Raw genomic sequence first — 25,206 nt, 5'->3', positions numbered from 1 at the left:
TTAGGCCTGCCGCTAGCGTTCATCCTGAGCCAGGATCAAACTCTCCATTGTAAATGATTTGTACTTATACTTTACGCAGAATCCTTACTTCTTACTTACTTGGTCAAGTTGTCAAAGAACGTGTTTTCCTCGCTTGGAAAACTGTTGCTGAACGCTTCCGTCCAGCCGTATCACTTATTTGGGACTGCAAAGATAGAGGTTTGTTTTGCTTAGCGCAAGTCCTTTTTCGAAAAAAGTTAATTTACCACAACATTCTTTTTTGAATGCAATTCTATCTCCTTATTGATCATTTTAAATGTTATTCACTCTCCAAAAAAGGATACCGGAAGTCAGTTGGTGACACCAACGTCTCCTTGATGGTCCGGGCCGAAACCCACCGCAGCAAGTTTAATAAGGAACCGGCTTTGTCGTTTGTCCCTGACGCCCGGGCTCCGCCAAAGGGTTGCTGACCCACAACGGCTCCCGTTGGTTTGTCATTGATGTAGAAATTACCGGCCGCATTTGACAGTTTTTTCGTGACCAATTCAAGGGCATACCGGTCTTTGGCGAAAACCGCCCCCGTCAAGGCATACGGTGACGTTTGATCAACCAGTTCGATGGTATGTTCAAAATTGTCAGGATGATAGAGATAAATGGTCAAAACCGGGCCGAATATTTCCTCACACATCGTTACATACAGCGGATTAGACGCGACCAAAACCGTTGGTTCCACAAAAAAACCGTCGGTTTTATCCACATTTCCCCCCGCAATGATTTCGACGGTCGGATCAGCCTTCGCATCAGAAATGTATTTGCTGATCTTATCGAAGGATTTTTCATCAATAACCGCATTGACGAAATTCCCGAAATCTTCGACACCTCCCATTTTGATGGCCTGCAAATCGGCCACGATGTACGTCCGGATCTGTTCCCAGAGGTTTGACGGAATGTACGCCCGGGATGCCGCCGAGCATTTCTGCCCCTGGTATTCAAAGGCCCCGCGAACCAGGCCGGTCGCCACGGCTTTCGGATCGGCTGATTCGTGAACCAATACGAAGTCTTTTCCGCCGGTTTCGCCCACAATGCGCGGATAGGATTTGTACCGATGGATGTTTTCGCCAATCGTTTTCCAGATCTGCTGGAAAACACCAGTGCTACCGGTAAAATGTATTCCCGCAAAATCCGGGTGTTTGAAAATCACTTCCCCCGCCAATGGCCCATCCACGTAAATCAAATTGATGACACCATCGGGCAAACCGGCTTCTTTCAGCACTTCCATGATGACTTGCGCTGAATAAATTTGCTGGTAGGCCGGTTTCCAAACCACGGTATTTCCCAACAAAGCGGGCGCGGTGGGCAGATTGCCGGCAATGGCGGTGAAGTTGAATGGCGTCAGGGCAAAAACGAAGCCTTCCAGCGGACGGTATTCCAGACGGTTCCAGACACCAGCCGACGATTTAGGTTGCTGGCTGTAGATTTCCGTTGCGTAATGGACATTAAATCGTAGAAAATCAATCAGTTCACAAGCCGAATCAATCTCGGCCTGATATGCGTTTTTCGACTGACCCAACATCGTTGCCGCATTCATTTTGTAGCGATACGGCCCAGCCAGCAGTTCAGCGGCTTTCAGAAAAATGCTGGCGCGGTGTTCCCACGACAGATTCGCCCACTCTCCTTTCGCATTCAGTGCCGCCGTAATAGCCTGTTCAACATGCGATTGATCTCCTTCATGAAAATGCGCCAGAATCTGATGGCGGTTATGCGGAGCTACTAATTCCTTCTGAATTTCGGTCCGAACTTCGTCTGCACCGATGTACATCGGAATATCAACGGTTTTCGAAGAAGCCTCGGCGAGGGCGGCTTTTAACTTTGCGCGCTCGTCGGAACCGGGACGATACTCTTTAACCGGCTCATTTTGTGGAATCGGAACCTGAAAAAAGCCTACTGACATACGTTTGTTGATTTTTGAAGCTGCTAAACTAGATAATTGAATGTAACCTATTTAGGTTCCCAGTGGTTTATACCACAGTTTTTGTCATTTGTCGATTCAATTGTTCGCTTAACGGTTTGGGGTTTCGTAACTTGCGGCAATTTTTTAGCTCCTTACCATGAAGTTTTACAGTACGAATAATCCTTCTGTCCGGGTTTCGATGGAAGAAGCGTTGCTCCGCAGTTTGCCAGCAGACCGGGGCCTTTATATGCCGGAAACGATCCCAGCGATGGGCGCGGATTTTTTCAATTCCATTTCCGGCGGCTCACTGGCCGATATTGGCTTTCAAATCAGCTCGGCGCTTTTTAAAGACGCTATTCCAACCGCGAAACTGGAAGAACTGGTTCACCACGCTTTTCCATTCGATACGCCCGTGGTGGCACTCGAAGACGGAAAAACGCACGTTCTGGAGTTGTTCCACGGACCTTCGCTGGCTTTCAAAGATGTGGGCGCCCGCTATATGGCGGCCATGATGGGCTATTATCTGGAAAAATCGAACCGGGAAGTGCATATCCTGGTCGCGACGTCCGGTGATACGGGTGGTGCCGTGGCCATGGGCTTTCTGGGTGTTCCCGGTATCAAAGTGACGATTCTGTATCCCACCGGTCGGGTCAGTGAGTTGCAGGAAAAGCAGTTAACGACTCTGGGGCAAAATATTACGGCCATTGAAGTCGACGGTTCGTTTGATGATTGTCAGGCGCTGGTGAAAACCGCCTTTACCGATTCTGAATTGAATCAGCAGTTTAGCCTGGCGTCGGCCAACTCCATCAACATCTTCCGCCTGATTCCGCAAAGCTTTTACTACGCCCGGGCCTATGGACAGGTGAAGCATTTGGGAAAACCGGTGGTTTTCTCGACGCCCAGCGGCAATTTCGGTAATCTGAGTGCGGGGGCGTTAGCTTACAAAATGGGACTTCCCGTTCAACAGTTCATTGCGTCGACGAACCTGAACTACGTGGTTCCGAAGTATTTGGAAACGGGCGTATACGAGCCCAAACCGTCGGTTGAAACCATTTCGAACGCGATGGATGTGGGAAGTCCGAGCAATTTCGTGCGCCTTACCCACTTGTTCAACGATAATTTTGAAACGTTGAAACACGTTTTATCCGGTTATTTCTTCGATGATGAGCAGACCAAACAAGCCATGGCGGCTGTTTATCAACAATTCAACTACGTGATGTGCCCACACACGGCGGTCGGTTACCTCGGTTTACAACGTTATCAACAAACCAACCCGGATGTGTGTGGAATAACGCTGGCCACGGCTCATCCGGCCAAGTTCAAAGAGCTGGTCGAGTCAGTTATCCACACGCCTGTGGATATCCCGGCGGCTTTGGAAGAATTGATGAACCGGCCAAAAAGCAGTTTTAAAATGAAGGCTGATTTTGCGGAGTTTAAAGATTTCCTTCTGCAAACCGCCTGATAATCAAAAAGACCCGCCGAGTAGCGGGTCTTTTTGATTAATTGATGGTGTCTCCCCGCAAGGCTCGAAACCGCTTTCGGGCGTCGGCGCCAAAAATACTTCCCGGATATTTCTGTAAAAGCTGGTTGTAGAGTTCCATCGCTTTCGGCTTATCCTGTTTGTTTTCCTCGTACGTTTTGGCCGTCAAAAAAAGCGCGTCGTCGCCCAGAACATCTTCTCCGTAGTTGGCCGAGATTTTTTCCAGATCCTGCAGGGCTTCATCGATCTTATTCTGCTTGATCAGCGTATTGGCCCGCAGCCACAAAATGTTGTCGGCCAGACTGTGGTCTTTGTATTTGGCATACAACCGGTTGAGTTCCAGCGCGGCCGAATCGACTTTGTTCTGAAACAACATCAGCTCAATGGAAGCGTATTCTTTCATGGCGGTTTCGTTGCTATCCGAATCCATGCCGGTATTGTCCATAATGAGCAAACTGAGTGCCCCGGCGTCGTTGGCAATTTCCCGGCTGGTGGCTTGCTTCAGAATATCCAGCACATCTTTCGATAGCTCAAATTCGCCTTTGTAGTAATGCAACCGGGCATTCCGCAGCTTGGCTTCGTACCCCAGCAACTCTTCTTTCTGTGATTTTTCAACCTGTGAATACAGCAACGTGGCTTCCCAGGGTTCGCCTTTCAGGAGGTAAATATCGCCCATGTCCAGTTTGCACCGGTCGATAAACCCTTTTTCGTTTTTGCTGATTTCGGTGGCCAGTTGCAGAATTGTCAAAGCCGTGTCTTTTTCATCCAGGTAAAACGCATACAGACTGGCGGTGCTGCGGAGGGCTTCGAGCGTCCGGTTGTTTTTGCCCAGTTCCTGAAACATCTTCTGGTAATCGGCAATGAGCTTCCGGATTTCAAGATTATCCACCGGGTAGGTGTTCTTTACCTGCTCCTCCCGGGCCTTGATCACTAGCCGCCGGGCAAACGGATAGAGCTGCCCCTGGGGATATTCCTTCGCTACGTACTCAAACATGGCCGCTGCGTTCTTATAATCTTTGTTCTGGAGTGCGACCGCTCCCAGGTCATAAACGCGCACACCGGTCAATTTTAAGCGTTTGTCGAGGGCGCGTTCCTGAATGAATGCTTTATAAAACTCCTTCTTCTGCGTTAAGTACCAGACGAGCATCTCGGTATAGAACATCTCGTTCGGATTTTCCTGCACTTTCTTGTACAGAACCGTCTCCAGCATCTTCTGATCGGCGTCTTTCAGGTTGTCCTGCAAAATGGCCTGCACATTGTCACGATTGCCCGGAATGAGTCCCCAGTGCAGCAATTCGTCAATCATGTTTTCCTTTTGCCCGACAGCGCCATATAGGCGAGCCAGTTCGCCGGCATAGGCCAGCGGTTCCCGACTTTGCTCGCGCCCCTTCTTCAATACTTTGATGGCCCAGTTCTGTTTGCTTTGCTCGGCAAAATCCTGAGCCAGTTCCGGCAACCCGTTCATTGCGTTTCCTGCAACGGCGATAGCTTTGTTAAAGTAAACGTCTGCTTTAGCCGAATCGCTCCGGCTTTCTTCGAGAATGCCGGCCTGTAGAAACACATACGGATTTTTGTCGTCCGACTTCACCAGCTTCCTGATCACCTTTTCCGCTTCTGGTATTTTATTCAACTTGACTGAGCTTTCCACGTAGCGACTGATGATTTGCTTGCTGGCTCCGGGCTTCATCAATTTCTGGTAGATTGTATGCGCTTTTTCAAATTCGCCTTTTTTGAAATATTCATCTGCCAGGTCTGCTCCTTCCTGCGCAAATCCACTCAATGAGCCCACCAACAGTAGCATTATCAGGAGTCCTACTATCTTCTTCATTTTCTTTTTTATTAATTAAAGAATAAAAGGATTTAAAGGATTGTTGCCTGTGGATATGTGGACAACTTCTTTATGCACATTGGTTTGAAAATTCTGTGGAAAACAAAACTGACTTATCCACATTGGTTACATACTTATCCACATGTAATATACTGATTACCAGAGGTTTTATTTCTTATCAACATTCACACTCTGGAATACACCGGTCTTTTAGACACATTTCCACAAGATACACTATAAACATTTCCACGTGTTGATGAAGGTAGGAATAAGTTGTGGAAAATAGCAGAGTTGTACACGCTCTACACTTTACTTTTTTCTTATCCACAGCCGCAACCTGTTTGTCCACAGCAATTTTTGTACCCCGTCACATTTTATCCACACTCATTATTAACTTTTCCACGCACTTTTCCACCGATTACTTGTGTTTTTTTAATTTCACATTGACCTTTCAAAAGGCGTCTATATCCTCATTAACGTCGAAGTTCTGCTTGATGGGTATGATGCCCTTGTTATTCGTGAAGAAAAAGATGGGTTCAGGAAAGCGGTTTTCGGTCACATTCCCACTGTCCCACCGGCCGTTTCCATTCTCATCGATGATGACCCGAAGCCGGTAGCGACCCGGTTTTATGTTAACGAATCGATAGGTGGGGTTGTTTAATTGCTTCTCAACCAGCTTAAAATTCTCGTCCAGTAATTCCACAATAAACTGCTTTGCCGAGGTATTCACCCGGCCCGTCAGGACGCCATATTTCTCGGGATCACGGATGGTATAGTTCAATTCCGTTCGCGCCGTCGAGTCATTGAGTGCACTGATAAATGCTCCTCTTCCCAATCGGAGGATAAGGTTGTTCCGGGCGGTGGTCGACCTGGTCAGTACAAAACGGGTTTGATTATCTTCCCATCGGTAGTCCTGCGGGGTCAACGGAATGCGGTTTGTGCTGTCACTAAAGAGCTGTACCGAATCCGGTGTGATTTGCTTCATCGGCTTCGAAAACTCAAGCACGACTTCCAGGTTTCGATCACTATCTCCATTGTCGGTCGGCCTGGCCGTGATCGTTACCGGCTCCGGCGTTTCCCGGCGCGTGGAGGTTCGAAACTTGAATTTCTGGGTAAGTTCTGTCGTGTTTTTTAGCGAGTCCGTCACTGAAATCTTCACCCGAATCGTATCCGATGTTGCCTTCGCATTAAAGAAGGTCAGCTCCGTTGGCGTTCTGAAATACGATGGAATGCTGTCCTCCGGATTGTTAAAACGTATGGAATACTTTTCAATTCCCCGATCGAATACATAGGTATACGTGTTAACCATTTGCTGCGTTCGGACCGATCGCGGAGGGGTATTGTAAAACGAAAATAACTGCAAATTCAGGGTGTCATTGTTTGCCTTCAGGTCAAGATCACCTTTCAGAAAAGCTACTTTTTCCGTATTTGGATTCAGGATAAAATTCAGATTTTTATCGTCGAACGCGAATACTCTATAGCGACCGTCTTTCACGTTTTCCAATAGAAATACCCCTGATGTATCGGTGCGCGTGAAGTAATACGGTTTGCTTTTGGTGGGCGTCAGCGTATCATTTGGAATGTAGAGTCCCACCAATGTATTCAAGGTGGGCTGGCCCGTCTGGATGTCCGTCACCTTCCCTCCTACCCTGAGCGAGTCGATGGTGTTGCCCGTGCTGAAGACCAATTTGAGGCTCAGAGCCGGGTTGTTTTCGGTCACGTCTTTTACGGCATCCGTGAAATTGAAGGTGTACGTCGTACTATCCTTGAACGGTTTGTCGAACGAGAGCCGCAAACTGGTCGGCTTGATTTTGACTTTGAAAGGTGTTTCCGGCTCCGGCGTGATCAGGATTTTCTGGTTGGCATTCTCCACCCGGATGTATTCGTTAAAGAAAACTTCGACGGTTTTTCCTTTAAAATTCTTTTGTTTATTGATGGGTGTGCTGACCACCAGAACGGGCGCGAGGGTGTCTTTTTTACCCCCAATCGGTGCGGCATACTGGGAACAGGAGTTCAGAAAAACAACGATAATGGCGAATAGAGCGAGTGCTTGTTTCATTTTTGGCAATAAAAAACCCTGAACAGTTTCCTGATCAGGGCATGAGAAATGATTTATTATTGGGCCTGAGCGACGTAAATCAAGCTTGAATAATTCCCTCCATCCTGATAGGCTGACCAATTAGAACGAATTCCATTCCAAAAACTTTCAAGATAAGCCGGCTTTCCGTCCCGGTTTTTCGTGCTGAGCATGTTCACATAGAACGCATCAAATACCATCGGCCGCTGTTCTTTCAATTCAAAACCGTATCGTTTCAGCAACCTTTTCATGGTATCGGGCGAAAAGTGATAGAGGTGCCGGGGCACATCATAAGCCGCCCAGAACTGTTTGTAGTGCCGGGCATCCCACGAGTGATAGTTTGGAACGGCAATCACCAAATGCCCTTTCGGGTGACTGTGCCTGCGTATCCACTCCAGAGTTTCCTGCAATTCGTGAACGTGTTCCAATACGTGCCACATCGTAATCACATCAAATGGCTCCTTGTTTTCAAGCTCAAAAATAGACTTTCCAAGCTCCGTTTTAGTCCGTTCTGCGGCTTGTTGTCGCGTGTTGACATCCGGTTCAGTCCCCCTGATTTTCCAGCCCGCTTCCTGACTGGCTGCCAGAAAATAACCGGAGCCGCAGCCGATGTCCAGTAATTGACCTTTCCGTGGAGATAGCTCCGTAATCAGTTTCACCTTCTGCCGAACGGTTATCGTTCGAACGGTATGGTAGAGCTGGCTGATGATTCCTTTCCGCGTATCGCTGTGCGAAATGTATTCTTCTGATTGGTAATACTGTCCAATTTCTGCTTCTACCGGTCGTGGATTTGTTGCCTTAAAACCGCATTGTTCACAACGCTGGATGGCAAATTCGTTCTTCGAAACCAGATAATCCGTACAAGTCATCCAGTTGGAAAAAGACTGATTTCCACAAACCGGGCATTCTACAAGGTGCTCAACCGTCATGTTTACCGGCCTAAATAAATCATCAATATGGAAATATCCGAAGCACTAACACCGCTGATCCGCGATGCCTGGCCAATGGTTTGGGGACGGATCCGCTTCAACTTTTCACGCCCTTCGAACGACAAAGCAGAAAGCCGGTCGAAGTCAAAATCCGGACGGATCATCAGGCTTTCCAGCTTTTCCGTGCGTTCCACCAGCAGTCTCTCCTTCTCGATATAGCTTTCGTATTTCACCAGAATCACGGCTTCCTCAACGGTTTCTTCGTTGAACGCATTGAGATAATCGGCAACGTTTTCGCCCAGCATGGTCAGCTCTTTGCGATTAATTTCCGGTCGTCTTAGCAGCGCATATGGCGATGTTTTTTCCCGAATCTGTGCACTCCCCAGCGAATCCAGCAGGGTGTTGATGGTTTCCGGTTGCACCCGCATTTGTCTCATTTCATCCAGAATGGCCGTTACATTGGCCTGTTTGGTCTGCATGAGGTCAAACCGTTCCTGCGAAGCGAGACCAATTTTATATCCTTTTTCGGTCAGACGCAGGTCGGCATTGTCCTGCCGGAGAATGGTTCGGTATTCAGCACGGGACGTAAACATGCGATACGGTTCTTCGGTCCCCTTCGTAATCAGGTCATCGATCAGCACGCCAATGTAGGCTTCGGAACGTTTCAGCGTGAATTCGCCGAGACCTTTTGCGGTATTGTGGGCGTTGATGCCGGCCATCAAACCCTGGCAGGCGGCTTCTTCATAACCGGTTGTTCCATTGATTTGACCGGCAAAAAACAGCCCGTCGATCAACTGGGTCTCCAGCGTTTGCTTCAATTGGGTCGGTGGAAAGTAGTCATATTCGACCGCGTAGCCGGGGCGAAACATTTTGGCATTCTCGAAACCCGGTATTTTTCGCAAGGCTTTTATCTGCACATCTTCCGGCAAAGAAGTCGAAAAACCGTTGACGTACACCTCGACGGTGTCCCATCCTTCCGGTTCTACGAAAATCTGGTGGCGATCTTTGTCGGCAAACCGGTTGATTTTGTCTTCCACAGACGGGCAATACCGGGGGCCTAAACCCTTAATTCGGCCTGTAAACATGGGTGAACGCTCAAAACCGGTCTTCAAAATTTCATGAACTTCCGGGTTTGTATACGTGATCCAGCAGTGCCGTTGTTTGGTTAAAGCGGTTGTATTGAGGTAAGAAAACTTGCCCGGGTTTTCATCGCCGGGCTGTTCCTCCATCAACTTATAATTTAAACTACGACCATCGACCCGCGGTGGCGTACCGGTTTTCATCCGGCCTGCTTCAAAACCGAGGTGCACGAGTTGTTCCGTTAAGCCGGTGGCCGATCGCTCCGCGGTTCGTCCGCCCCCGAATGTTTTCTCACCAATGTAGATTTTTCCATTCAGAAATGTTCCGTTTGTAAGTACAACGGAATCAGCCAGAATTTCCATACCCATGCTGGTTTTTACACCGGTAACCCGTTGGTCCTTTACGATGATTTCAGTCACCATATCCTGCCAGAAGTCAAGATTGGGCGTTTCTTCCATAGTTTTACGCCACTCGGCGGCAAATAGCATGCGGTCACTTTGACAACGTGGACTCCACATAGCGGGACCTTTGGAGCGATTCAGCATTCGGAATTGAATCATCGATCTATCGCTGATGATTCCTGATTGCCCCCCTAATGCATCGATTTCACGAACAATCTGCCCTTTTGCCACACCGCCCATCGCCGGATTGCATGACATTTGAGCAATCGTTTGCATGTTCATTGTAATCAGTAAAACGGATGATCCCATCGTTGCGGCTGCTGTGGCAGCTTCACAACCGGCATGACCCGCTCCTACTACAATAACATCATACTTATTGAACATTGGTTTGAGATTTTACAATTTTGAAAAAATGTTCCACGTGGAAACATTTCACAGCGTGACAAAAAAGAAATACAAAAATAGAAATAAAACAAGCGTAAAGAGAAGGATTGTCAAAATCAACGTAGGCCGGACAGAAAAGATTCAAAAGAAAAAAGGGGCCGAAGCCCCTTAACTTACTTTAACTTTTTGAGATATGAATCCACTTCGCGTTTGTAGAATGGTGAAAAATCAGGTGGTACCGAGCGCAACAATTCAACTTGTTTTTGCTTGTCCTTCACCAATTGTTCATACTGTGGAGGTGGTTTCCGCATAACCGGTTTGGCCGATTCTGCTTTCCGTTGCATATCCTCCTCCTGCTCCTTAATTGCTTTTTCAGATTCCAGTAAGCGAATTAACATCTCCTGCTGGCGTTTAATGGTATTCTGTGTGACACGTTTGTTGACCAGATCCGTTTCCGTCTCATCCATTTTATTCATAATGTCATTCATTTCACCACCCAGTTTCTTGCCCATTTCAGTGCCTTTTTGAGCGTCCTGAAGTTCTTTCAGCATTTTCCGCATCATGGCCTGTTCGGCTGCCAGACGCGAAAGCTCTTCCGACATACCCCGTCCGCCTTTGCCTCCCTGCCCTTGCCCCTGTCCTTCTTTCATGAGTTTTTGCATCCGCTCATTCAATTGCTTTTGCATTTCTCCCATCGACATGCTCTTACCTTTGCCTTTTTTCTTGCCTTTTCCCGAACCGGAGGCCGACATTTGGCTCATCTGCTCCTGCATTTGCTTGAATACATCGCTGAGCATTAAGGCCAAATTATTGATGGAAGTCATCGCAAATTGCTGCTTCGATGTAGCAACATTTAATCGACGTTCGCGAATATATTTAACACTTTCATCCATGTATCCTTTCATGCTGTTCAATTCCCGGGTCACAAAAGACTGGATTTGTAAGACCCGATTGGCCAGAGCATAGAGGCTGTCTTCAATAATTTTGGCGTCATCTTGGAGCTTTAATTGATCCTGGGCGAGTTTTACGAAGCGGGGGTCCTGCAACGAAACCGCCTTGAAATCCTTCATAACGCGTTCCTGATCAAATGACAGTTGGATCAGGTTTTCAAGAATGTCACGCAAATCGTCCATGTTTTCCTGCGACTCTTCCATCTCTGCCGACTGCTGTTGTTGCTCCAGTTCCTGGCTCAGCTTCTTCATTTGCTTGGCGGCATTCTTCTGCGATTTCGACGCTTTGTCATTTTGTTTCTGATCAAGCTGCTTCTGGCTCTCCTGCTGCTCGTTGCTGATTTCCTGCTGAAGATCTTCGCGCGTGTCTTTTTCCTGCGCATTCTTCATCTCTTCGGCCATTTTCTCGATCTCTTTCAGATCCTCGCGGGTCTTCTCAAACTCCTTGTTAAGTTCCTCCTGTTTCTTGCTCAGCTCGGCATTCTCTTCTTTTTTGGCGTTATCCTCTTTTTTGGAATCAGCGTTCTGATCCTTCTTATCGCCGTTTTCATCCTTCTTCGCCGACTGATTTTCGTCTTTCTTCGACTGAGCCTTATCGTCCTTCTTCGATTTGGCGTCGTCTTTTTTCGGCTGAGCCTTGTCGTCCTTTTCTTTCTGAGCTTCCTGTTTCTCCGTTTCGTTCGCCAGTTTCTCCTGTTTTTCAGCCTGCTTCTCCAGATCTTTGATGGCATTTTCCATCTTCTGTTCCATCTGAAGCTGCTTGAAAAGCTCCAAAGCGCGCTCTAATTCTTTCTCCAGATTTTTCTCTTTATTCTTCAGCCGGTCGAGCATGTCGATCATTTTGTCGTCCTGCTTCTGCTCCAGCATCTTTTTCAGTTCCTCGTACAGCTTCTGCGTTTCCGGATCCATCAGCTCGTTCATGAGCTTCTGGAGCTGTTCAAATTTCTGGAGCATTTCCGGATTCTGGTTGTTAAACCGTTCCTGGCGTTCGTTGTTGGTCTTGTTCTGTTCCTGCAGTTCTTTCAATTCCTGCATCAGTTCTTCCCGCTTTTTCAGCAAATCTTCGGCTTGCTTTTTATCCTGAAAGTCCAGATTCTTCTTCGTTTGCAGGCGGTTTTCCAGCGCATTCAAATCTTTTTTGAGCTGCTGTGCTTTCGTCAGCGTTTTGCTAATCTGGTTTTCGGTCTTCTGGGCCGACTGCTCAGCGGCTTCTGCCAGCTTCGCCTGATCGGGAACGGCAAACTGAGCGAAGCTGGAACGGGCGCTTTTGTAGCCATTGACCACGTCGTTATCCCAGACCTGAACGAAATACTCAAGCCGGTCGCCGGGCTGCATTTTCAGGCTATCAAGCCCCCACTGGTAATAAAAATTCTGGGTAGCCGCCGATCGGTTGAATGGAACCGCGCGGGTTAGGAATTTATCCGGTGAGTTTTGACCAGCCCGGATCACTTTGTACATCACTTTCAGGTTGGAGAAACCGTAGTCGTCGGTGATGGTGCCTCCCAGCATGACGTAGTTGTAGAAAGTCGTATCCTTGAAATTTTCCAGCGAAACCTGCGGAAATTTGTCATTGACAACATTCAGCGTATACTGAATATTATCCCGGCTGGCGGCTACTTTGTTCTTCAGGGAAATAGAATACGTCGAGGATTTCTTCACCACGCGGGAGAATTCGAACTCGTCTGACGACTGTTTGTCGGCCACCAGGCCCCTGGGTTCATTGCCAAACCGCACCAGAACCGAGTCGGTATTGGCCGCGGAAAACCGCCAGGTCACCTGTGTTCCTTCGGGGACGAGCAAATTGCCAACATTCGAAAGTTGCTCCGACGGTTTGTTGAGATAGGATGGATACACCAGGCTGACGTCGAAAGCTAGCAAACCCGGACGATCCAGAACGACCAGCTCGTAGCCCGGCGAATTGAATCCGACGGCTTCAAAACGGAAGGGAATATCGCGCTGAACATTATCAAACGTATAGGTAAAAAGCCCTTTGCCGTCATTGGTCAGCTTGAAGCGCGTATTATTCGAAACCAGGTAAACGTCCTGTGGCAAGCTGTTTCCCTTGAGTTGTAATTCCAGTGTATAGTCTTCGTTCCGAAAAGCTTTGAGGTTTTTGTTGCGCAATTGAAACTGAAACGGGGCTTCTTCCGCAAACTCCTGATCATAGCTGATAATTCGCTTCGACGTGCTGGTCAGAAATGCCGGATACAGCAGCAGCAAACCGCCGATGATAAACGCCGGAATAATGGCAAATTTGATGAAACGGCGGTTTTGATTGATTTGAATGGCGTCGGCAAACCGAACGATCAGCAGTTGTTTCGACCGCTGGTTGATGCTGGCTTCAAGCAAATCGCTTTGCTGGCGTGACAACGCCTGAAGTTGCAGCGTGTTCAGGAGCTTATCCCCTACTTCCGGAAAAAACCGGCCGATCTGTTGGGCCGCTTCTTCGTTGGTCAGTGATTTTCCAATACCGTACAGATGCACCAGTGGATTAATAACCCAGTAGTACAAAGCCAGCAGCAGAACCGTCAACGAACCAAAAAACAGCACACCACGAACCGGCGAGCTAAACCGGCCGAAAAACTCGGCCGTGTTCATCAGGAGATAAATCGACAGCGTAAAGGCAATGAAAAATATGGCCCCTTTGGCAATCTGGTTGATGTAAAATTTCTTTCGGTATTCTTCAATACGCAGCAGCAGCGATTGAATGGATTCTTGCATCGGCATCGGTCTAGTCTTAAAGGGTTGACACTGCTCTGGTCATCACAACTCAATGATCCTTAAAATGAAGATAATCAATTGAACCTTAACTTCCTTCTGATAACGAAAAAGATCGTTGTACAATTTTATCCCGTGGCTCGACTCACTGATTTCCGGGTAAATCGAGGTAGTCGTTAAAATACGTAATGACGTGGAGTTTCAGAAAATTCTCCTGCGTCAGCAAGTCGACGTATGGGACTTTCTGGACCAGTTTCCAATGGGGCCAGCCGTCCTGATCCGTTCCTGCCAGTTCGTAATACCCCGAAAAACTCAGGACTTTGCAGATGGCGATGTGCATCAAATCCTGTTTCTGTTCTTTTGTAAAGACCTGCGTTCCCCGGCCCAGTTCCTGCACACCAATCAGAAACAGCACGCTGTTTAAATCCGCCGGCCGTTTGCCAACGGCTTTCTCCAGATAGTCCAGCACCTGCTCCCACTCCTGTTCAATTTCCTGTGTAATCATTCTTCGTAAAGATTTATGGAGTTTGTTCACTCATTTTTATGACTTTTTCCACCCGCCTTCGTCACATAGGAAGAGAACAAAAGAGGAATGGATTCTGCACGTCGTTGCATCAAAATAATTTCAACAAACCAAGTTCGTGAAAATCATTGGAAAATTGGTTGCAGACGGTTTTCGGGATCTGCTCAATCTGTTTTATCCCAACCCTTGTCTGCTGTGCCGCAACACACTGCAAAGCCAGGAACAACTGGTCTGCACGGCCTGTCGTCTTGAACTTCCGGAAACCGGACAGCACCGGGGCGAAGCACTGGTGTCGGGCCAACTCCGGTTTGCCGGAAAAGTGCCGGTGGACTTTGTGTATGCGTATCTCTATTTTAACAAGAAAGGAAAAACGCAGCGACTGATTCATGCCCTGAAATACCGCACTATGAAAGAGGTGGGAAGCGTGCTCGGGCGTTGGTATGGCTATCAGTTAAAAACCGACATTCGATTAAACGATCAGGTTGATCTTATCGTAGGCGTACCGCTGCATCCGGCCAAACTTCGGCAACGCGGTTATAACCAGAGCGACTGGTTTGCTCAGGGTCTGTCGGAAACGCTGGAAATACCGTGGAGTGATCGGGCGTTGGTACGCAATCTGTACACCATTAGCCAAACCGGGAAAGATCGAATTGAACGCTGGCACAATGTCAACAACGTCTTCGGGATTGGTGATCCGGATTTGGTGGCAAATAAGCGGATTTTGCTGGTCGATGATGTCTTGACCACCGGAGCCACTTTGGAGGCCTGTACGGCGACTTTATTGGCCGCCAACAGCCAATCGGTTGGGATTGTAACACTAGCGGCCACCCGATAGTCGGGTGGCCGCTGTAAGGGTCCAGGAAGTTCGTTCTTATTTGTTCCGTCCTCCGGCGATCATGGCACAACGGAAACCGATGGTAGCCGTTGCCGAATCCTGCGCCATGAACCGACGGGTACCCGGTGACAACCAGTAGGCAACATCCGACCAGGAACCACCTTTGTAAACCCGTAATTTATCGTTGATGATCGAGTTGCCGTTTTTCGTATCGTAGTTTTTCTCTTCATCCTGATACCCATCCCGACGCAGCGGATTGAGATCGTTCATGTCCTGATACGACAGCGGACGATAGACGTCATACACCCACTCGTTCACGTTTCCGGCCATGTTATACAAACCGAAGTCGTTGGGAGGATAGGTGTAGATTTCTGCGGTGATAATGGCCGCATCGTTCGATTTCCCGGCAATCCCGGCGTAGTCACCGCGACCGCGTTTGAAGTTGGCCAACATCTGGCCTTGTTTGCGGCCTTTTTTGGCGTTCCGAACAGACGAACCATCCCACGGATAAATGCGCTGATTCGACTGGTTTTCGTCAATGTATTGCGTACCGATCATAGCTTTGGCGGCATATTCCCATTCCGCTTCGGAAGGCAATCGGTAATTCGGCAACACATTCCCGCTTTCCATCGAAGCCGTGGTTTGCGAATTTTTGGCGACCGCGACTGGCTGCTCTCCTTCGGCGGCTGCCGGAGCGGCATCTTCTTTCTTCTTCCGCTTCAGCGAGAATCCTTTTTTCTTGCCGCTGCTGGCACCTTTCTGGGCCAGGTTGGCATTGACGGCATCCGTCCGCCAGGTAGAATAATCCACGGCCTGTTCCCACGAAACCCCAACGACCGGATAATACCGGAAACCCGGGAAACGCAGGTATTGCGTTACGTAGGGATCGTTATACGATAGCGGGTTTTTCCACACGTTCGTATCGGGCAGCGCGCGGCTGTAAATTTCTTCCGACGAATCGCGCTGAATGGCGTCGAGGTATTCGAGGTAGTGAATGTTGGCGATTTCGGTTTCGTCCATGTAGAACGACTGAATACTGACGGTTCGCTCGCGGTTGTCGCGCGAATTCATGACATCTTCTTCCAGCGCACCCATCGTGAAACGGCCTCCTTCGATGAAGACGAGGTTCGGGCCGGCCGATTGTCCTCTGTACTTAGCTACCTGAAATCCGTTTTCCTTGTTGTAGTTAATACCGGTGGCCGTACTTTCCTTCCCCGGCTTCACGCTGGTCGGGTGCTTGGACTTACACGCGCCTAACACTGCGGCAAAAGCCAGCAGACAGACCATCGAGCGTAACGGTTGTTTTCGATTCATTGTGATTAGGTAACTAATAGAAGTTCAAAATTACAGTTTGTCAGGGAAACTTTCACGATTACGAACAGCCGAATCCGAATTTTACGGCCATCACTCCACCATCTGGCTCAACACATCATCCATCTGATCGACTGCATTTACGTCTCGTTGCGTAAAAATCAATTTTCCTTTAAAGTCTTTTAATGAGCAGGTTGCCGAATTTTTCTTGACATAATCAATTACTTTGCCAAACTGCCCGGAGTTGAAGAAAGCGTCATTCCCAGAAGAAACGAAAGTTCCCTTCATGATATTATTTTTTAGTGTCAATTTTTCAAGCTGTAAGCGCTCGGCTTTCCAGCGAACCATCACTAATTTGATCAGATTCTCGACCTCTTCCGGCATTGGGCCAAACCGGTCGGCGATGGATCGCTGAAAACTCGACAGTTCCGTCTGGTTTTGAATGTTATCCAACTGGTTATACAACGACAGACGCTCCGAGATATTGGCTACGTATCGTTCGGGAATCAACACTTGCAAATCCGTTTCGATGAGCGTGTCCGGCAGCAGACTTTTCAGCGTTTCGTCATTGGGCATAAACAGGTTTTTGAACTCGGTTTCTTTCAGTTCCTGAACGGCTTCGTCCAGAATCTTGTGATACATTTCAAAACCGAGGTCATTCACAAAACCGCTTTGTTCGGCACCCAGCAGATTTCCGGCACCCCGGATGTCGAGGTCACGCATCGCAATTTTAAAGCCTTCGCCCAGTTCCGAAAAATCCTCGAGGGTTTGCAGCCGCTTCCGCGCATCCGTCGTGATCACCGAAACCGGGGGCGTCATCAGGTAACAGAACGCTTTTTTGTTGGACCGCCCTACCCTGCCGCGCATCTGGTGCAGATCCGACAAACCAAACATGTGAGCCTGGTTGATGATGATGGTATTGGCATTCGGAATATCCAGACCGGATTCGATGATGTTCGTCGAAACCAGCACGTCATTTTCGCCTTCGATAAACCGGGTCATCACCCGCTCCAGCCGGTCGCCTTCCATCTGGCCGTGCGCCACCGACACGCGGGCGTCGGGCACCAGCCGCATGATTAGATTGGCCATCGACTCGATGTCGCTCACCCGGTTGTGAACAAAAAATACCTGACCACCCCGCCGAACTTCGTAGCTAACGGCGTCGCGGATGACGGCTTCACTAAACGTGTGAACTTCGGTCGTCACCGGCTGGCGGTTGGGCGGTGGCGTCGCAATCACCGAAAGGTCACGCGCACCCATGAGTGAAAAGTGCAGGGTTCGGGGAATCGGCGTGGCCGTCAGCGTCAGCACGTCGACATCGACCCGCATTTCTTTCAGCCGGTCTTTCGTTTTGACGCCGAATTTTTGCTCTTCATCGATAACCAGCAATCCTAAATCCTTGAATTTGATGTCTTTATTCACGATCCGGTGCGTTCCGATCAGAATACCGGTTTCGCCCGTAGCCACCCGTTTCAGCGTTTCCTTGATTTGGGCTGCCGTTCGAAACCGGTTGATGTATTCGATTTTAACCGGGAAATCGGCCAGCCGCTCGCGGAACGTATTGTGGTGTTGCATGGCCAGAATGGTCGTCGGCACCAAAACCGCCACCTGTTTATTGTCCGTCACGGCTTTGAAAGCCGCCCGAATCGCCACTTCGGTTTTGCCAAAACCGACATCACCGCACACCAGCCGATCCATCGGGTGACTTTGCTCCATGTCGACTTTCACGTCCGCCGTCGCCTTGGCCTGATCGGGCGTATCCTCGTAAATAAACGACGACTCGAGTTCGGCTTGCAGGAAACTGTCGGGCGAAAACGCAAAACCGGGGGCTTGCCGGCGTTTGGCATACAACGCAATCAGTTCCTTGGCAATATCCTTGACCTGCTTCTTGACCCGCGATTTTTTCAGATCCCACTCCTGCGAACCCAGTTTGCTCATCACCGGTGGCGTACCTTCCTTCCCCGTGTATTTAGCAATCTTGTGCAGGCTGTGAATGCTGACCAGCAGAATGTCGTTATCGCGGTAAATGAGCCGGATCGCTTCCTGTTCACGACCGCCAACGTCCACTTTTTCCAGCCCCGCAAACCGCCCGATGCCGTGGTCGACGTGCGTGACGTAATCGCCGGGTTGCAGCGTTTTCAGTTCGCGTAGCGTCAGGGCTTTCGATTTGGAGAATTTATCACGAACCCGGTATTTGTAATACCGGTCAAAAATCTGGTGGTCGGTATAACAGACGATTTTCGTCTGCTCGTCTACAAATCCTTCTTTCAGCGAAATGCCTAAGGCCTGAAATTTGAGAAACGGATCGAGTTCTTCGAAAATCGTTTTTAAGCGTTCATGCTGTTTATACGACTCAGCCGCGATGATGTTGGTGTAACCTTTCGACTGGTTTTCAGCCAGGTTTTCGACCAGTCGCTTGAAATCTTTGTTGAACGACGGCTGTGCCTTGGATGCGTAGGTGAGTTTGTCTTCGGATTTAAAATAAAACCGGCGGCCAAACTCCACCGTCCGAAACGGCTTGATCTGATTCAGAAAACCGCGCCGGGTTTCAAACAAGGTGTTCGGATCAGAAACAATCTTGATCGCGCCTTTGGCACCCACCAGACTGGCCAGGCTCTCTTCCGCTTTTTCAAAACTCTTCTCAATGATTTCAAGCGTGAGTTCCACGTCTTTGAACCAGAGCGTGGCGGTTTCCGGAAAAAACTCCAGAAACGGCTCCCGGCTTTCGTGCGTCAGCTTGTTTTCAATGTTGGGAATGATGCTGATGCGGTTTACAGGATCGGTGGAAAGCTGACTTTCGGGATTGAACAACCGGATACTTTCGATCTCATCGCCAAAGAGTTCGATCCGATACGGAAACTCGCTGGCAAACGAAAAAACGTCGATAATTCCCCCGCGAATGGAGAATTGACCGGCTTCGTATACAAAGTCGGTTTTCTCGAAATCATAACTGTTCAGCAGTTCATTGATGAAATTGGCATCCAGTTTATCACCGGTCTGGACCGACAGCGTATTGGCCCGCAACGACCGTTTGTTGATTACTTTTTCTGATAAAGCTTCCGGATAGGTTACGACAACGGCATTTTCTTTGGCCTCCGAATTGAGTTTATTCAGTACTTCCGCCCGCATCAGCACATTGGCATTTTCGATTTCCTCGTATTGATACGGTTTTTTATACGACATCGGAAAGAACAAAACCTCCTGACCCAGAACGTTTTGCAGGTCGTTGTAGAAATACGAAGCTTCTTCCCGGTCGCTTAAAATGAACAGAAACGTGGAGGGGTTTGTACGGTAAATCGACGCGGCCAGTACGGCATCCAGGCTACCGGTAATGCCTTTCAGTTGAATGCGCGAAGGTTCTGTCGTATGCGGCTGTCGGAATTGTTCACCAATGATTTTGATGAAACTATCTTCAGTATATAAAGTGATTAAATCGGCTACTTTCATAGAAAAATAAAATGCCAAAAGCCGCAGGGAGCGAATTTTCCATGCGGCACACAGCAACTGATTAACCGTCTGCAAGCGGTTTTGGTTGCAAAATTAAACGGTGCGGTCGTACGCAAAATCTTCTTTATCCAACAGCGCAGTGAACGCGTCGCCGGGTTGAAACAAAATCACCAGCTCGCGGGGCGTAACGCCCTCTTCTTCCTCATCGACCCATTTCCAGTCTTCGGCGGCCACATCCAGGACGTTCAGCAATTCCACCTTGCGCGCTTCATTTTTTTCCTGCGACAGAAAAACGTCCGAATGGGTGATGTACAGCGCAATTTTGTCATCCTCCAGCCAATCCAGATCGTTCAGTAATTCATCCAGGGATTCCAGGTTGAATTCAAAATAATCCGGGAATTTGAGCTCGCGGGCCATTTGCTCATAAAATGCTTTGAACGTCTGGGCCTTCTGGCCGTCGATTCGGGCCACTCGAAAAGCAGCGTACGGTTTTAAGTCCGAATCCGATTGAACGACTCTAAAATTTGCCATGAATAAGCGGAAGATGAGAAGGCAAAAATAGTCAATTCAGCGAAAACAAGGGCATTCGTAACGAAACGATATTGTTGAACATCAGTTCCGTAATCGTCGGCTCCATGTAATTGATCAACGGGAATTCCGAAATAATTTCAATCGCATCAAATTCAGTCAGTGCTTTCACAACACACCATAATTTCTGACGATCGTAGGATAAAGCGTACGAAAGCAGTTTTCCGCTTTCCATCAGCTCATTTACTTTCAGCCGCTGAAGCGGGATTTTTGACGTAAATTCCTCGGTCATGTTAACCGGGAGATCAAATTCTACCATAAACTGGCTCATGGCGGTGGTAGTTTTAGGTGTACAGTTCTCGAATGGTGGCACCGGACGTGGGCGAACCAGCAATCAATTGATTAACAATCTTTAGCTCATCTTCGTTGACCGAATGCGGAAAATTTGGATATAATTTCATCGTCACTTCCGCACCCATCGATCGAAACACACCTTCCGACTCAATCACGCGTTCTTTCGGGATATGCGGGTCAATGTCGCTGCAACCCAGAAAAACCGGTGTTTCGTCCAACTCCCCTTCATACAACCGGGGTGTTCCCGGAGGGCCGATCAAACCACCGCTCAAACCAAAGACACCCCCGTAGGGCATTGCGTTGCGGGCCACGTATTCCAGCGCCAGACAAGCGCCCTGCGAAAAGCCCAGCCAGAAAATCTGGGGCGTTTTAAAATTATAATCGGATTGCAACCGGGCGCGAATGCTGCTCAACACCTGAAGTGCCGATGACAAATACGGTTCGTTTTGTTCCAGCGGACTCAAAAACGAATAGGGATACCACGTATTCTGGCTGGCCTGGGGCGCAATGAAGGCAAATTCCTTGTCGTCGATGTGGTCCGACAACGACAAAATATCCCGCGCCGGCGCTCCCCGACCGTGGATCATAATCATGACTTTGGTAGCTTTTTCCAGCGGTTTCCCGGCGGTTACGAAATTATTCGGATTGTGTATCATAGCAACTTCTACGGATTACTCCGGTTTTGCCATGCCAATCGAAAGGACTGGAATGACAAAACCGGACGAGAGAAAGCGATTATTTTACTTCGATTTTCGGTAAAGCCGCTTCGATTTTAGCGCGACGGGGTTCGTACCACTCCGGCAATTTAAGCGTTTTGCCCAATTCTGCAACCGGTTCGTCCACCGAGAAGCCCGGAGGATTGGTGGCGACTTCAAATAAAATACCGCCCGGTTCGCGGAAATAAATGCTGTGGAAATAATTCCGATCCTGAACGGGCGTCACCTGATACCCGGCTTCCAGAAGCTGATGCTGGAGAACGAGTTGTGATTCGTCCGTATCCGTCGAGAAAGCCACGTGGTGAACCGAGCCACCACCCTGCTGTCCGCGGACATCATTCGGTGAATGCTGAACGTCGACGTAATTGCCGGAACCGCCTTTCCCTGCCTGGAACCGGAACCGTCCGGCTTCTTCCGATACCAACGTGTGGCCGAGCGATTCGGTTAATAATTTTACCGTGTCGTCGATCCGAAACTCGTTCAGTGTAACGGTGTGAAAACCTTTCACGGCGTGTTCGACGGGAATAAAACCGTTCGACCAGCCCGGCCTTTGATCAGCGTCATTGGCGACCAGTTCGATGCCCATGCCGTCGAAATCTTCAAACCGTAGATACGTTTCGTTAAACCGTTGCAGCGGTTCAGTATGCGCAATATTGAATTCATTCAACCGGTTGATCCAGTAGGTCAACGATTCGGACGGAATAGAAAAGGCGGTGTAGGTCAGTTGTCCCCCACCCTTGCGTCCGCGGTGAATGTTTTTTCCGTACGGGAAAAAGGTCAGAATGCTGCCCGGCGACCCGGTTTCGTCACCGTAATACAGGTGGTACACGTCCGGTGCGTCGAAATTGATTGTTTTTTTAACCAGTCGTAACCCCAGAATATGGGTGTAAAAATCAACATTGCGTTGGGCTTCTCCGGCGAGAGCAGTGACGTGGTGTAACCCATTGACGAGCGTTTCCATAATTGAATATCAGTTAATTAAAGCAATTCGTTTTGGTTTGAGTTTTTAAATGTTGCTACATTTAATGTATATACATTTAAACTAGGATTTGAGTTCACTGGTTTTAAATAAAAGTGTAAAGATGCCTTTTTTGTCAGCATGACCGCTTTTATGCATTACCTTTGCGTCGCTAATCTTAATAAGGGGTGCCTTAATACAACGGGCTGAGATTATACCCATTGAACCTGCACCGGGTAATGCCGGCGAAGGGAACGGATCTGCGGAACGGGTCAAAATGGCTCGACCGCACAATTTAATTTATCATCCAAACAACCAAAAGGTAGGTTGGCCCCTTGCCTATCGTAAACTTTTCAGTCACATGAAAAAAGTTACGACCTATCTTGTTGGTGTGGCAGCGTTACTTTGCTTGTCATGCCTGCCCGCCTGGGCCCAATTCTCCATTTCTGGAAAAGTCAGCGATGCCGACGGCGGAATCTTACCCGGAGCTGCCATTGCGGTCGAAGGCACGTTCAAAGGCACCTATGCCGACGCCAGCGGGGCTTTTCGTCTGACCAATCTCAAACCGGGTTCACTCCAGCTTCGTATTTCTCTGCTGGGTTATGAGCCGGTTTTGCAAGCCGTCGAACTGAATCAGGATGCTGAGATCGCCGTATCGCTCACTAAAACCGCCGTTGCCATCGATGAGGTGGTGGTTAGTGCCACGCGGGCTAATCAGAAGTCGGCAATTGCCTACACGAACGTTTCGGCGCGGGAACTCAACAAACAGAATCTGGGTCAGGACATTCCGCTGCTGCTCAATTTCACGCCATCGCTGGTTACGACCTCCGACGCGGGCGCGGGCGTGGGCTACACCGGTTTTCGGATTCGGGGTTCGGATGCGACGCGGATTAACGTCACCGTTAACGGAATACCATACAACGATGCCGAATCGCAGGGGACGTTTTGGGTCAATATGCCCGATCTGGCGTCGTCCGTCAGCAGCATTCAGATTCAGCGGGGCGTCGGCACATCGACCAACGGCGCGGGGGCTTTTGGAGCATCGGTGAACGTGCAAACCAACAGTTTCGAGAAAAATCCGTATGGCGAAGTAGATGTTTCGGGCGGTTCTTTTAACACGTTAAAAACGACGGTTAAAGCCGGTTCGGGCTTGTTGAACAATCACTTTGTGGTAGATGCCCGGCTTTCCCGCATTGTTTCCGACGGTTTTGTCGATCGTGCGTCGTCCAATCTGAAATCGTTTTACCTTTCAGGGGGCTGGTACGGCAAAAAAAGCTTCGTGCGGCTGAATGTCTTTTCCGGGACAGAAAAGACGTACCAATCCTGGAATGGTATTCCCGAAAGCTTGCTGAAAACCAATCGTACGTATAATTCCTACACCTACGACAATGAAGTGGACAATTATCAACAGGATCATTACCAGTTGATTAGTTCGCGCGAACTGAGCCGCAACTGGCGATTGAACGCGTCGTTGCACTACACGCAGGGCCGGGGCTATTATGAGCAATACCGGGCTGATAACGACCTGGCCGACTACGGTTTGCCGTCGATCGTGATCCGTGATTCGACCATCAGCCGAACTGATTTGATTCGTCGTCGCTGGCTGGACAATGACTTTTACGGGGCGGTTTTTTCGCTGGATTACAACAGTTTCGGGAAGCTGACGGCCCACATCGGCGGGGGCTGGAATCAATACCGGGGTAAGCATTACGGCGAAGTAATCTGGGCGCGGTTTGCCAGCACGGGCAACATCCGGCACCGGTATTACGACAATGATGCCACCAAAACCGATTTTAATCTGTACGGGAAGGCCTACTATCAGTTTACGTCAAAACTAAACGCTTTTGTCGATTTGCAGGTGCGGACGGTCGGTTACTCGTTTTTAGGCTTCGACAATCAACTACGGAATGTGCAGCAGGATGCTAATTTGAGCTTCTTTAATCCCAAGGCCGGTATTACGTACGCCCTGAACGACCGCAGCACCGTGTATGCATCCTACGGCGTTGGTCACCGGGAACCGAACCGCAATGACTACACGCAATCGACACCCGCCAGCCGCCCGAAAGCGGAGGCATTGAATGACTGGGAAGCGGGGTACAAGCTGCAAACCCAGCGGCTGGCTTTTTCGGCCAATCTGTATTACATGAAATACAAAAATGAACTGGTATTGACCGGGCAGATCAATGATGTTGGGGCGTACAACCGTGTCAATATACCGAGCAGTTACCGCGCCGGGATCGAACTGGAAGCTGGAACTGCGCTGGCGAAAAATCTGCGCTGGAACGTCAACGCGACTTTCAGCCAGAATAAAGTCAAAACGTTTACGGAGTTTCTGGACAACTATGACACCGGCGAGCAGAAAGTAAATCAGTATGCAAACACCGACATTGCGTTTGCGCCGAATACCATTGTAGGCTCGCAATTGCTGTATACGCCCGCGAAAGGGCTGGAAATCGGGTTGTTATCGAAATACGTCGGGAAGCAATACCTGGACAATACATCCAACGAAAACCGCCAACTGGACGCGTATTTTGTGAACGATCTGCGGTTTATTTATACCGTAAAGCCCAAAGGGATGAACGAACTTTCGTTTTCATTTCTGCTGAATAATGTCCTGAGTGAGTTGTATGAGTCGAACGGCTACACGTTCAGCTACATTTCGGAAGGGAAAACCGTGACGGAAAACTTCTATTATCCACAAGCCGGACGGAATTTTCTGGCGGGGGTAAAAATGCGGTTTTAGTAAAAAAAGCCGGT

16 protein-coding genes are annotated in these 25,206 nt (G+C 48.8%); 3 read left to right on the top strand and 13 right to left on the bottom strand.

Annotation, left to right across the window (positions count from 1 at the left end):
* Positions 1–298: 298 nt before the first annotated feature.
* Positions 299–1,930: an L-glutamate gamma-semialdehyde dehydrogenase gene (gene pruA, locus F0P93_RS15910; RefSeq protein WP_150877526.1), complete on the bottom strand. Its 1,632-nt coding sequence runs from the start codon at positions 1,928–1,930 to the stop codon at positions 299–301.
* Between the two features lie 157 nt (positions 1,931–2,087).
* Here pruA and thrC point away from each other — a divergent pair, with 157 nt between their 5' ends.
* Positions 2,088–3,392: a threonine synthase gene (gene thrC / locus F0P93_RS15905; protein WP_150877524.1), complete on the top strand. Its 1,305-nt coding sequence runs from the start codon at positions 2,088–2,090 to the stop codon at positions 3,390–3,392.
* A 37-nt stretch (positions 3,393–3,429) separates the two neighbouring features.
* Here thrC and F0P93_RS15900 read toward each other — a convergent pair whose 3' ends face one another.
* From F0P93_RS15900 to F0P93_RS15875, 6 genes are all read right to left on the bottom strand, one after another.
* On the bottom strand, positions 3,430–5,238 hold the full coding sequence (locus F0P93_RS15900) for a tetratricopeptide repeat protein (protein WP_191908829.1): 1,809 nt from the start codon (positions 5,236–5,238) through the stop codon (positions 3,430–3,432).
* Positions 5,239–5,689: 451 nt separating this feature from the next.
* A complete protein-coding gene (locus F0P93_RS15895) occupies positions 5,690–7,297 on the bottom strand; it encodes an Ig-like domain-containing domain (protein ID WP_150877522.1) in 1,608 nt (535 codons plus the stop codon).
* A 56-nt stretch (positions 7,298–7,353) separates the two neighbouring features.
* On the bottom strand, positions 7,354–8,184 hold the full coding sequence (locus tag F0P93_RS15890; protein ID WP_225309503.1) for a class I SAM-dependent methyltransferase: 831 nt from the start codon (positions 8,182–8,184) through the stop codon (positions 7,354–7,356).
* 62 nt (positions 8,185–8,246) lie between these two features.
* Positions 8,247–10,109, bottom strand: coding sequence for a tRNA uridine-5-carboxymethylaminomethyl(34) synthesis enzyme MnmG (gene mnmG, locus F0P93_RS15885; protein ID WP_150877518.1), 1,863 nt, complete (start codon positions 10,107–10,109; stop codon positions 8,247–8,249).
* Positions 10,110–10,282: 173 nt separating this feature from the next.
* Complete coding sequence (locus F0P93_RS15880; RefSeq protein WP_191908828.1) at positions 10,283–13,780, bottom strand: DUF4175 family protein; 3,498 nt, start codon at positions 13,778–13,780, stop codon at positions 10,283–10,285.
* 142 nt (positions 13,781–13,922) lie between these two features.
* Entirely contained in the window at positions 13,923–14,282 is a 360-nt protein-coding gene (locus F0P93_RS15875; RefSeq protein ID WP_150877516.1) for a hypothetical protein, read from the bottom strand.
* A 136-nt stretch (positions 14,283–14,418) separates the two neighbouring features.
* Here F0P93_RS15875 and F0P93_RS15870 point away from each other — a divergent pair, with 136 nt between their 5' ends.
* A complete protein-coding gene (locus tag F0P93_RS15870) occupies positions 14,419–15,135 on the top strand; it encodes a ComF family protein (RefSeq protein WP_225309502.1) in 717 nt (238 codons plus the stop codon).
* 36 nt (positions 15,136–15,171) lie between these two features.
* Here the strand turns inward: F0P93_RS15870 and F0P93_RS15865 are convergent, their stop codons facing one another.
* The 6 genes from F0P93_RS15865 to F0P93_RS15840 form a co-directional block, all read right to left on the bottom strand.
* The gene (locus tag F0P93_RS15865; RefSeq protein ID WP_150877514.1) at positions 15,172–16,449 is read right to left on the bottom strand and encodes an SUMF1/EgtB/PvdO family nonheme iron enzyme; all 1,278 of its coding nucleotides are present in this window, start codon (positions 16,447–16,449) and stop codon (positions 15,172–15,174) included.
* 90 nt (positions 16,450–16,539) lie between these two features.
* Entirely contained in the window at positions 16,540–19,893 is a 3,354-nt protein-coding gene (gene mfd, locus F0P93_RS15860) for a transcription-repair coupling factor (protein ID WP_150877512.1), read from the bottom strand.
* Between the two features lie 93 nt (positions 19,894–19,986).
* A complete protein-coding gene (locus F0P93_RS15855) occupies positions 19,987–20,424 on the bottom strand; it encodes a barstar family protein (RefSeq protein WP_150877510.1) in 438 nt (145 codons plus the stop codon).
* Between the two features lie 31 nt (positions 20,425–20,455).
* Positions 20,456–20,752, bottom strand: a complete 297-nt coding sequence (locus tag F0P93_RS15850; protein ID WP_150877508.1) for a hypothetical protein — start codon at positions 20,750–20,752, stop codon at positions 20,456–20,458.
* 13 nt (positions 20,753–20,765) lie between these two features.
* Entirely contained in the window at positions 20,766–21,431 is a 666-nt protein-coding gene (locus F0P93_RS15845; RefSeq protein ID WP_150877506.1) for an alpha/beta hydrolase, read from the bottom strand.
* A gap of 79 nt (positions 21,432–21,510) precedes the next feature.
* On the bottom strand, positions 21,511–22,452 hold the full coding sequence (locus F0P93_RS15840) for a ring-cleaving dioxygenase (protein ID WP_150877504.1): 942 nt from the start codon (positions 22,450–22,452) through the stop codon (positions 21,511–21,513).
* 358 nt (positions 22,453–22,810) lie between these two features.
* Here F0P93_RS15840 and F0P93_RS15835 point away from each other — a divergent pair, with 358 nt between their 5' ends.
* On the top strand, positions 22,811–25,192 hold the full coding sequence (locus F0P93_RS15835; RefSeq protein ID WP_150877502.1) for a TonB-dependent receptor: 2,382 nt from the start codon (positions 22,811–22,813) through the stop codon (positions 25,190–25,192).
* Positions 25,193–25,206: the final 14 nt, after the last annotated feature.

It is taken from the genome of Larkinella humicola (assembly GCF_008727875.1).
Lineage (GTDB): Bacteria > Bacteroidota > Bacteroidia > Cytophagales > Spirosomataceae > Larkinella > Larkinella humicola.
This window is presented reverse-complemented; position numbering and strand designations above follow the sequence as displayed.

Coding starts and splice junctions, on each gene's coding strand:
- mnmG (WP_150877518.1), bottom strand. CDS start 10,109: ATGTTCAATAAGTATGATGTTATTGTAGTAGGAGCGGGTCATGCCGGT.
- F0P93_RS15845 (WP_150877506.1), bottom strand. CDS start 21,431: ATGATACACAATCCGAATAATTTCGTAACCGCCGGGAAACCGCTGGAA.
- mfd (WP_150877512.1), bottom strand. CDS start 19,893: ATGAAAGTAGCCGATTTAATCACTTTATATACTGAAGATAGTTTCATC.
- F0P93_RS15840 (WP_150877504.1), bottom strand. CDS start 22,452: ATGGAAACGCTCGTCAATGGGTTACACCACGTCACTGCTCTCGCCGGA.
- F0P93_RS15850 (WP_150877508.1), bottom strand. CDS start 20,752: ATGAGCCAGTTTATGGTAGAATTTGATCTCCCGGTTAACATGACCGAG.
- F0P93_RS15835 (WP_150877502.1), top strand. CDS start 22,811: ATGAAAAAAGTTACGACCTATCTTGTTGGTGTGGCAGCGTTACTTTGC.
- thrC (WP_150877524.1), top strand. CDS start 2,088: ATGAAGTTTTACAGTACGAATAATCCTTCTGTCCGGGTTTCGATGGAA.
- F0P93_RS15880 (WP_191908828.1), bottom strand. CDS start 13,780: ATGCAAGAATCCATTCAATCGCTGCTGCTGCGTATTGAAGAATACCGA.
- F0P93_RS15865 (WP_150877514.1), bottom strand. CDS start 16,449: ATGAATCGAAAACAACCGTTACGCTCGATGGTCTGTCTGCTGGCTTTT.
- F0P93_RS15890 (WP_225309503.1), bottom strand. CDS start 8,184: ATGACTTGTACGGATTATCTGGTTTCGAAGAACGAATTTGCCATCCAG.
- pruA (WP_150877526.1), bottom strand. CDS start 1,930: ATGTCAGTAGGCTTTTTTCAGGTTCCGATTCCACAAAATGAGCCGGTT.
- F0P93_RS15855 (WP_150877510.1), bottom strand. CDS start 20,424: ATGGCAAATTTTAGAGTCGTTCAATCGGATTCGGACTTAAAACCGTAC.
- F0P93_RS15900 (WP_191908829.1), bottom strand. CDS start 5,238: ATGAAGAAGATAGTAGGACTCCTGATAATGCTACTGTTGGTGGGCTCA.
- F0P93_RS15875 (WP_150877516.1), bottom strand. CDS start 14,282: ATGATTACACAGGAAATTGAACAGGAGTGGGAGCAGGTGCTGGACTAT.
- F0P93_RS15895 (WP_150877522.1), bottom strand. CDS start 7,297: ATGAAACAAGCACTCGCTCTATTCGCCATTATCGTTGTTTTTCTGAAC.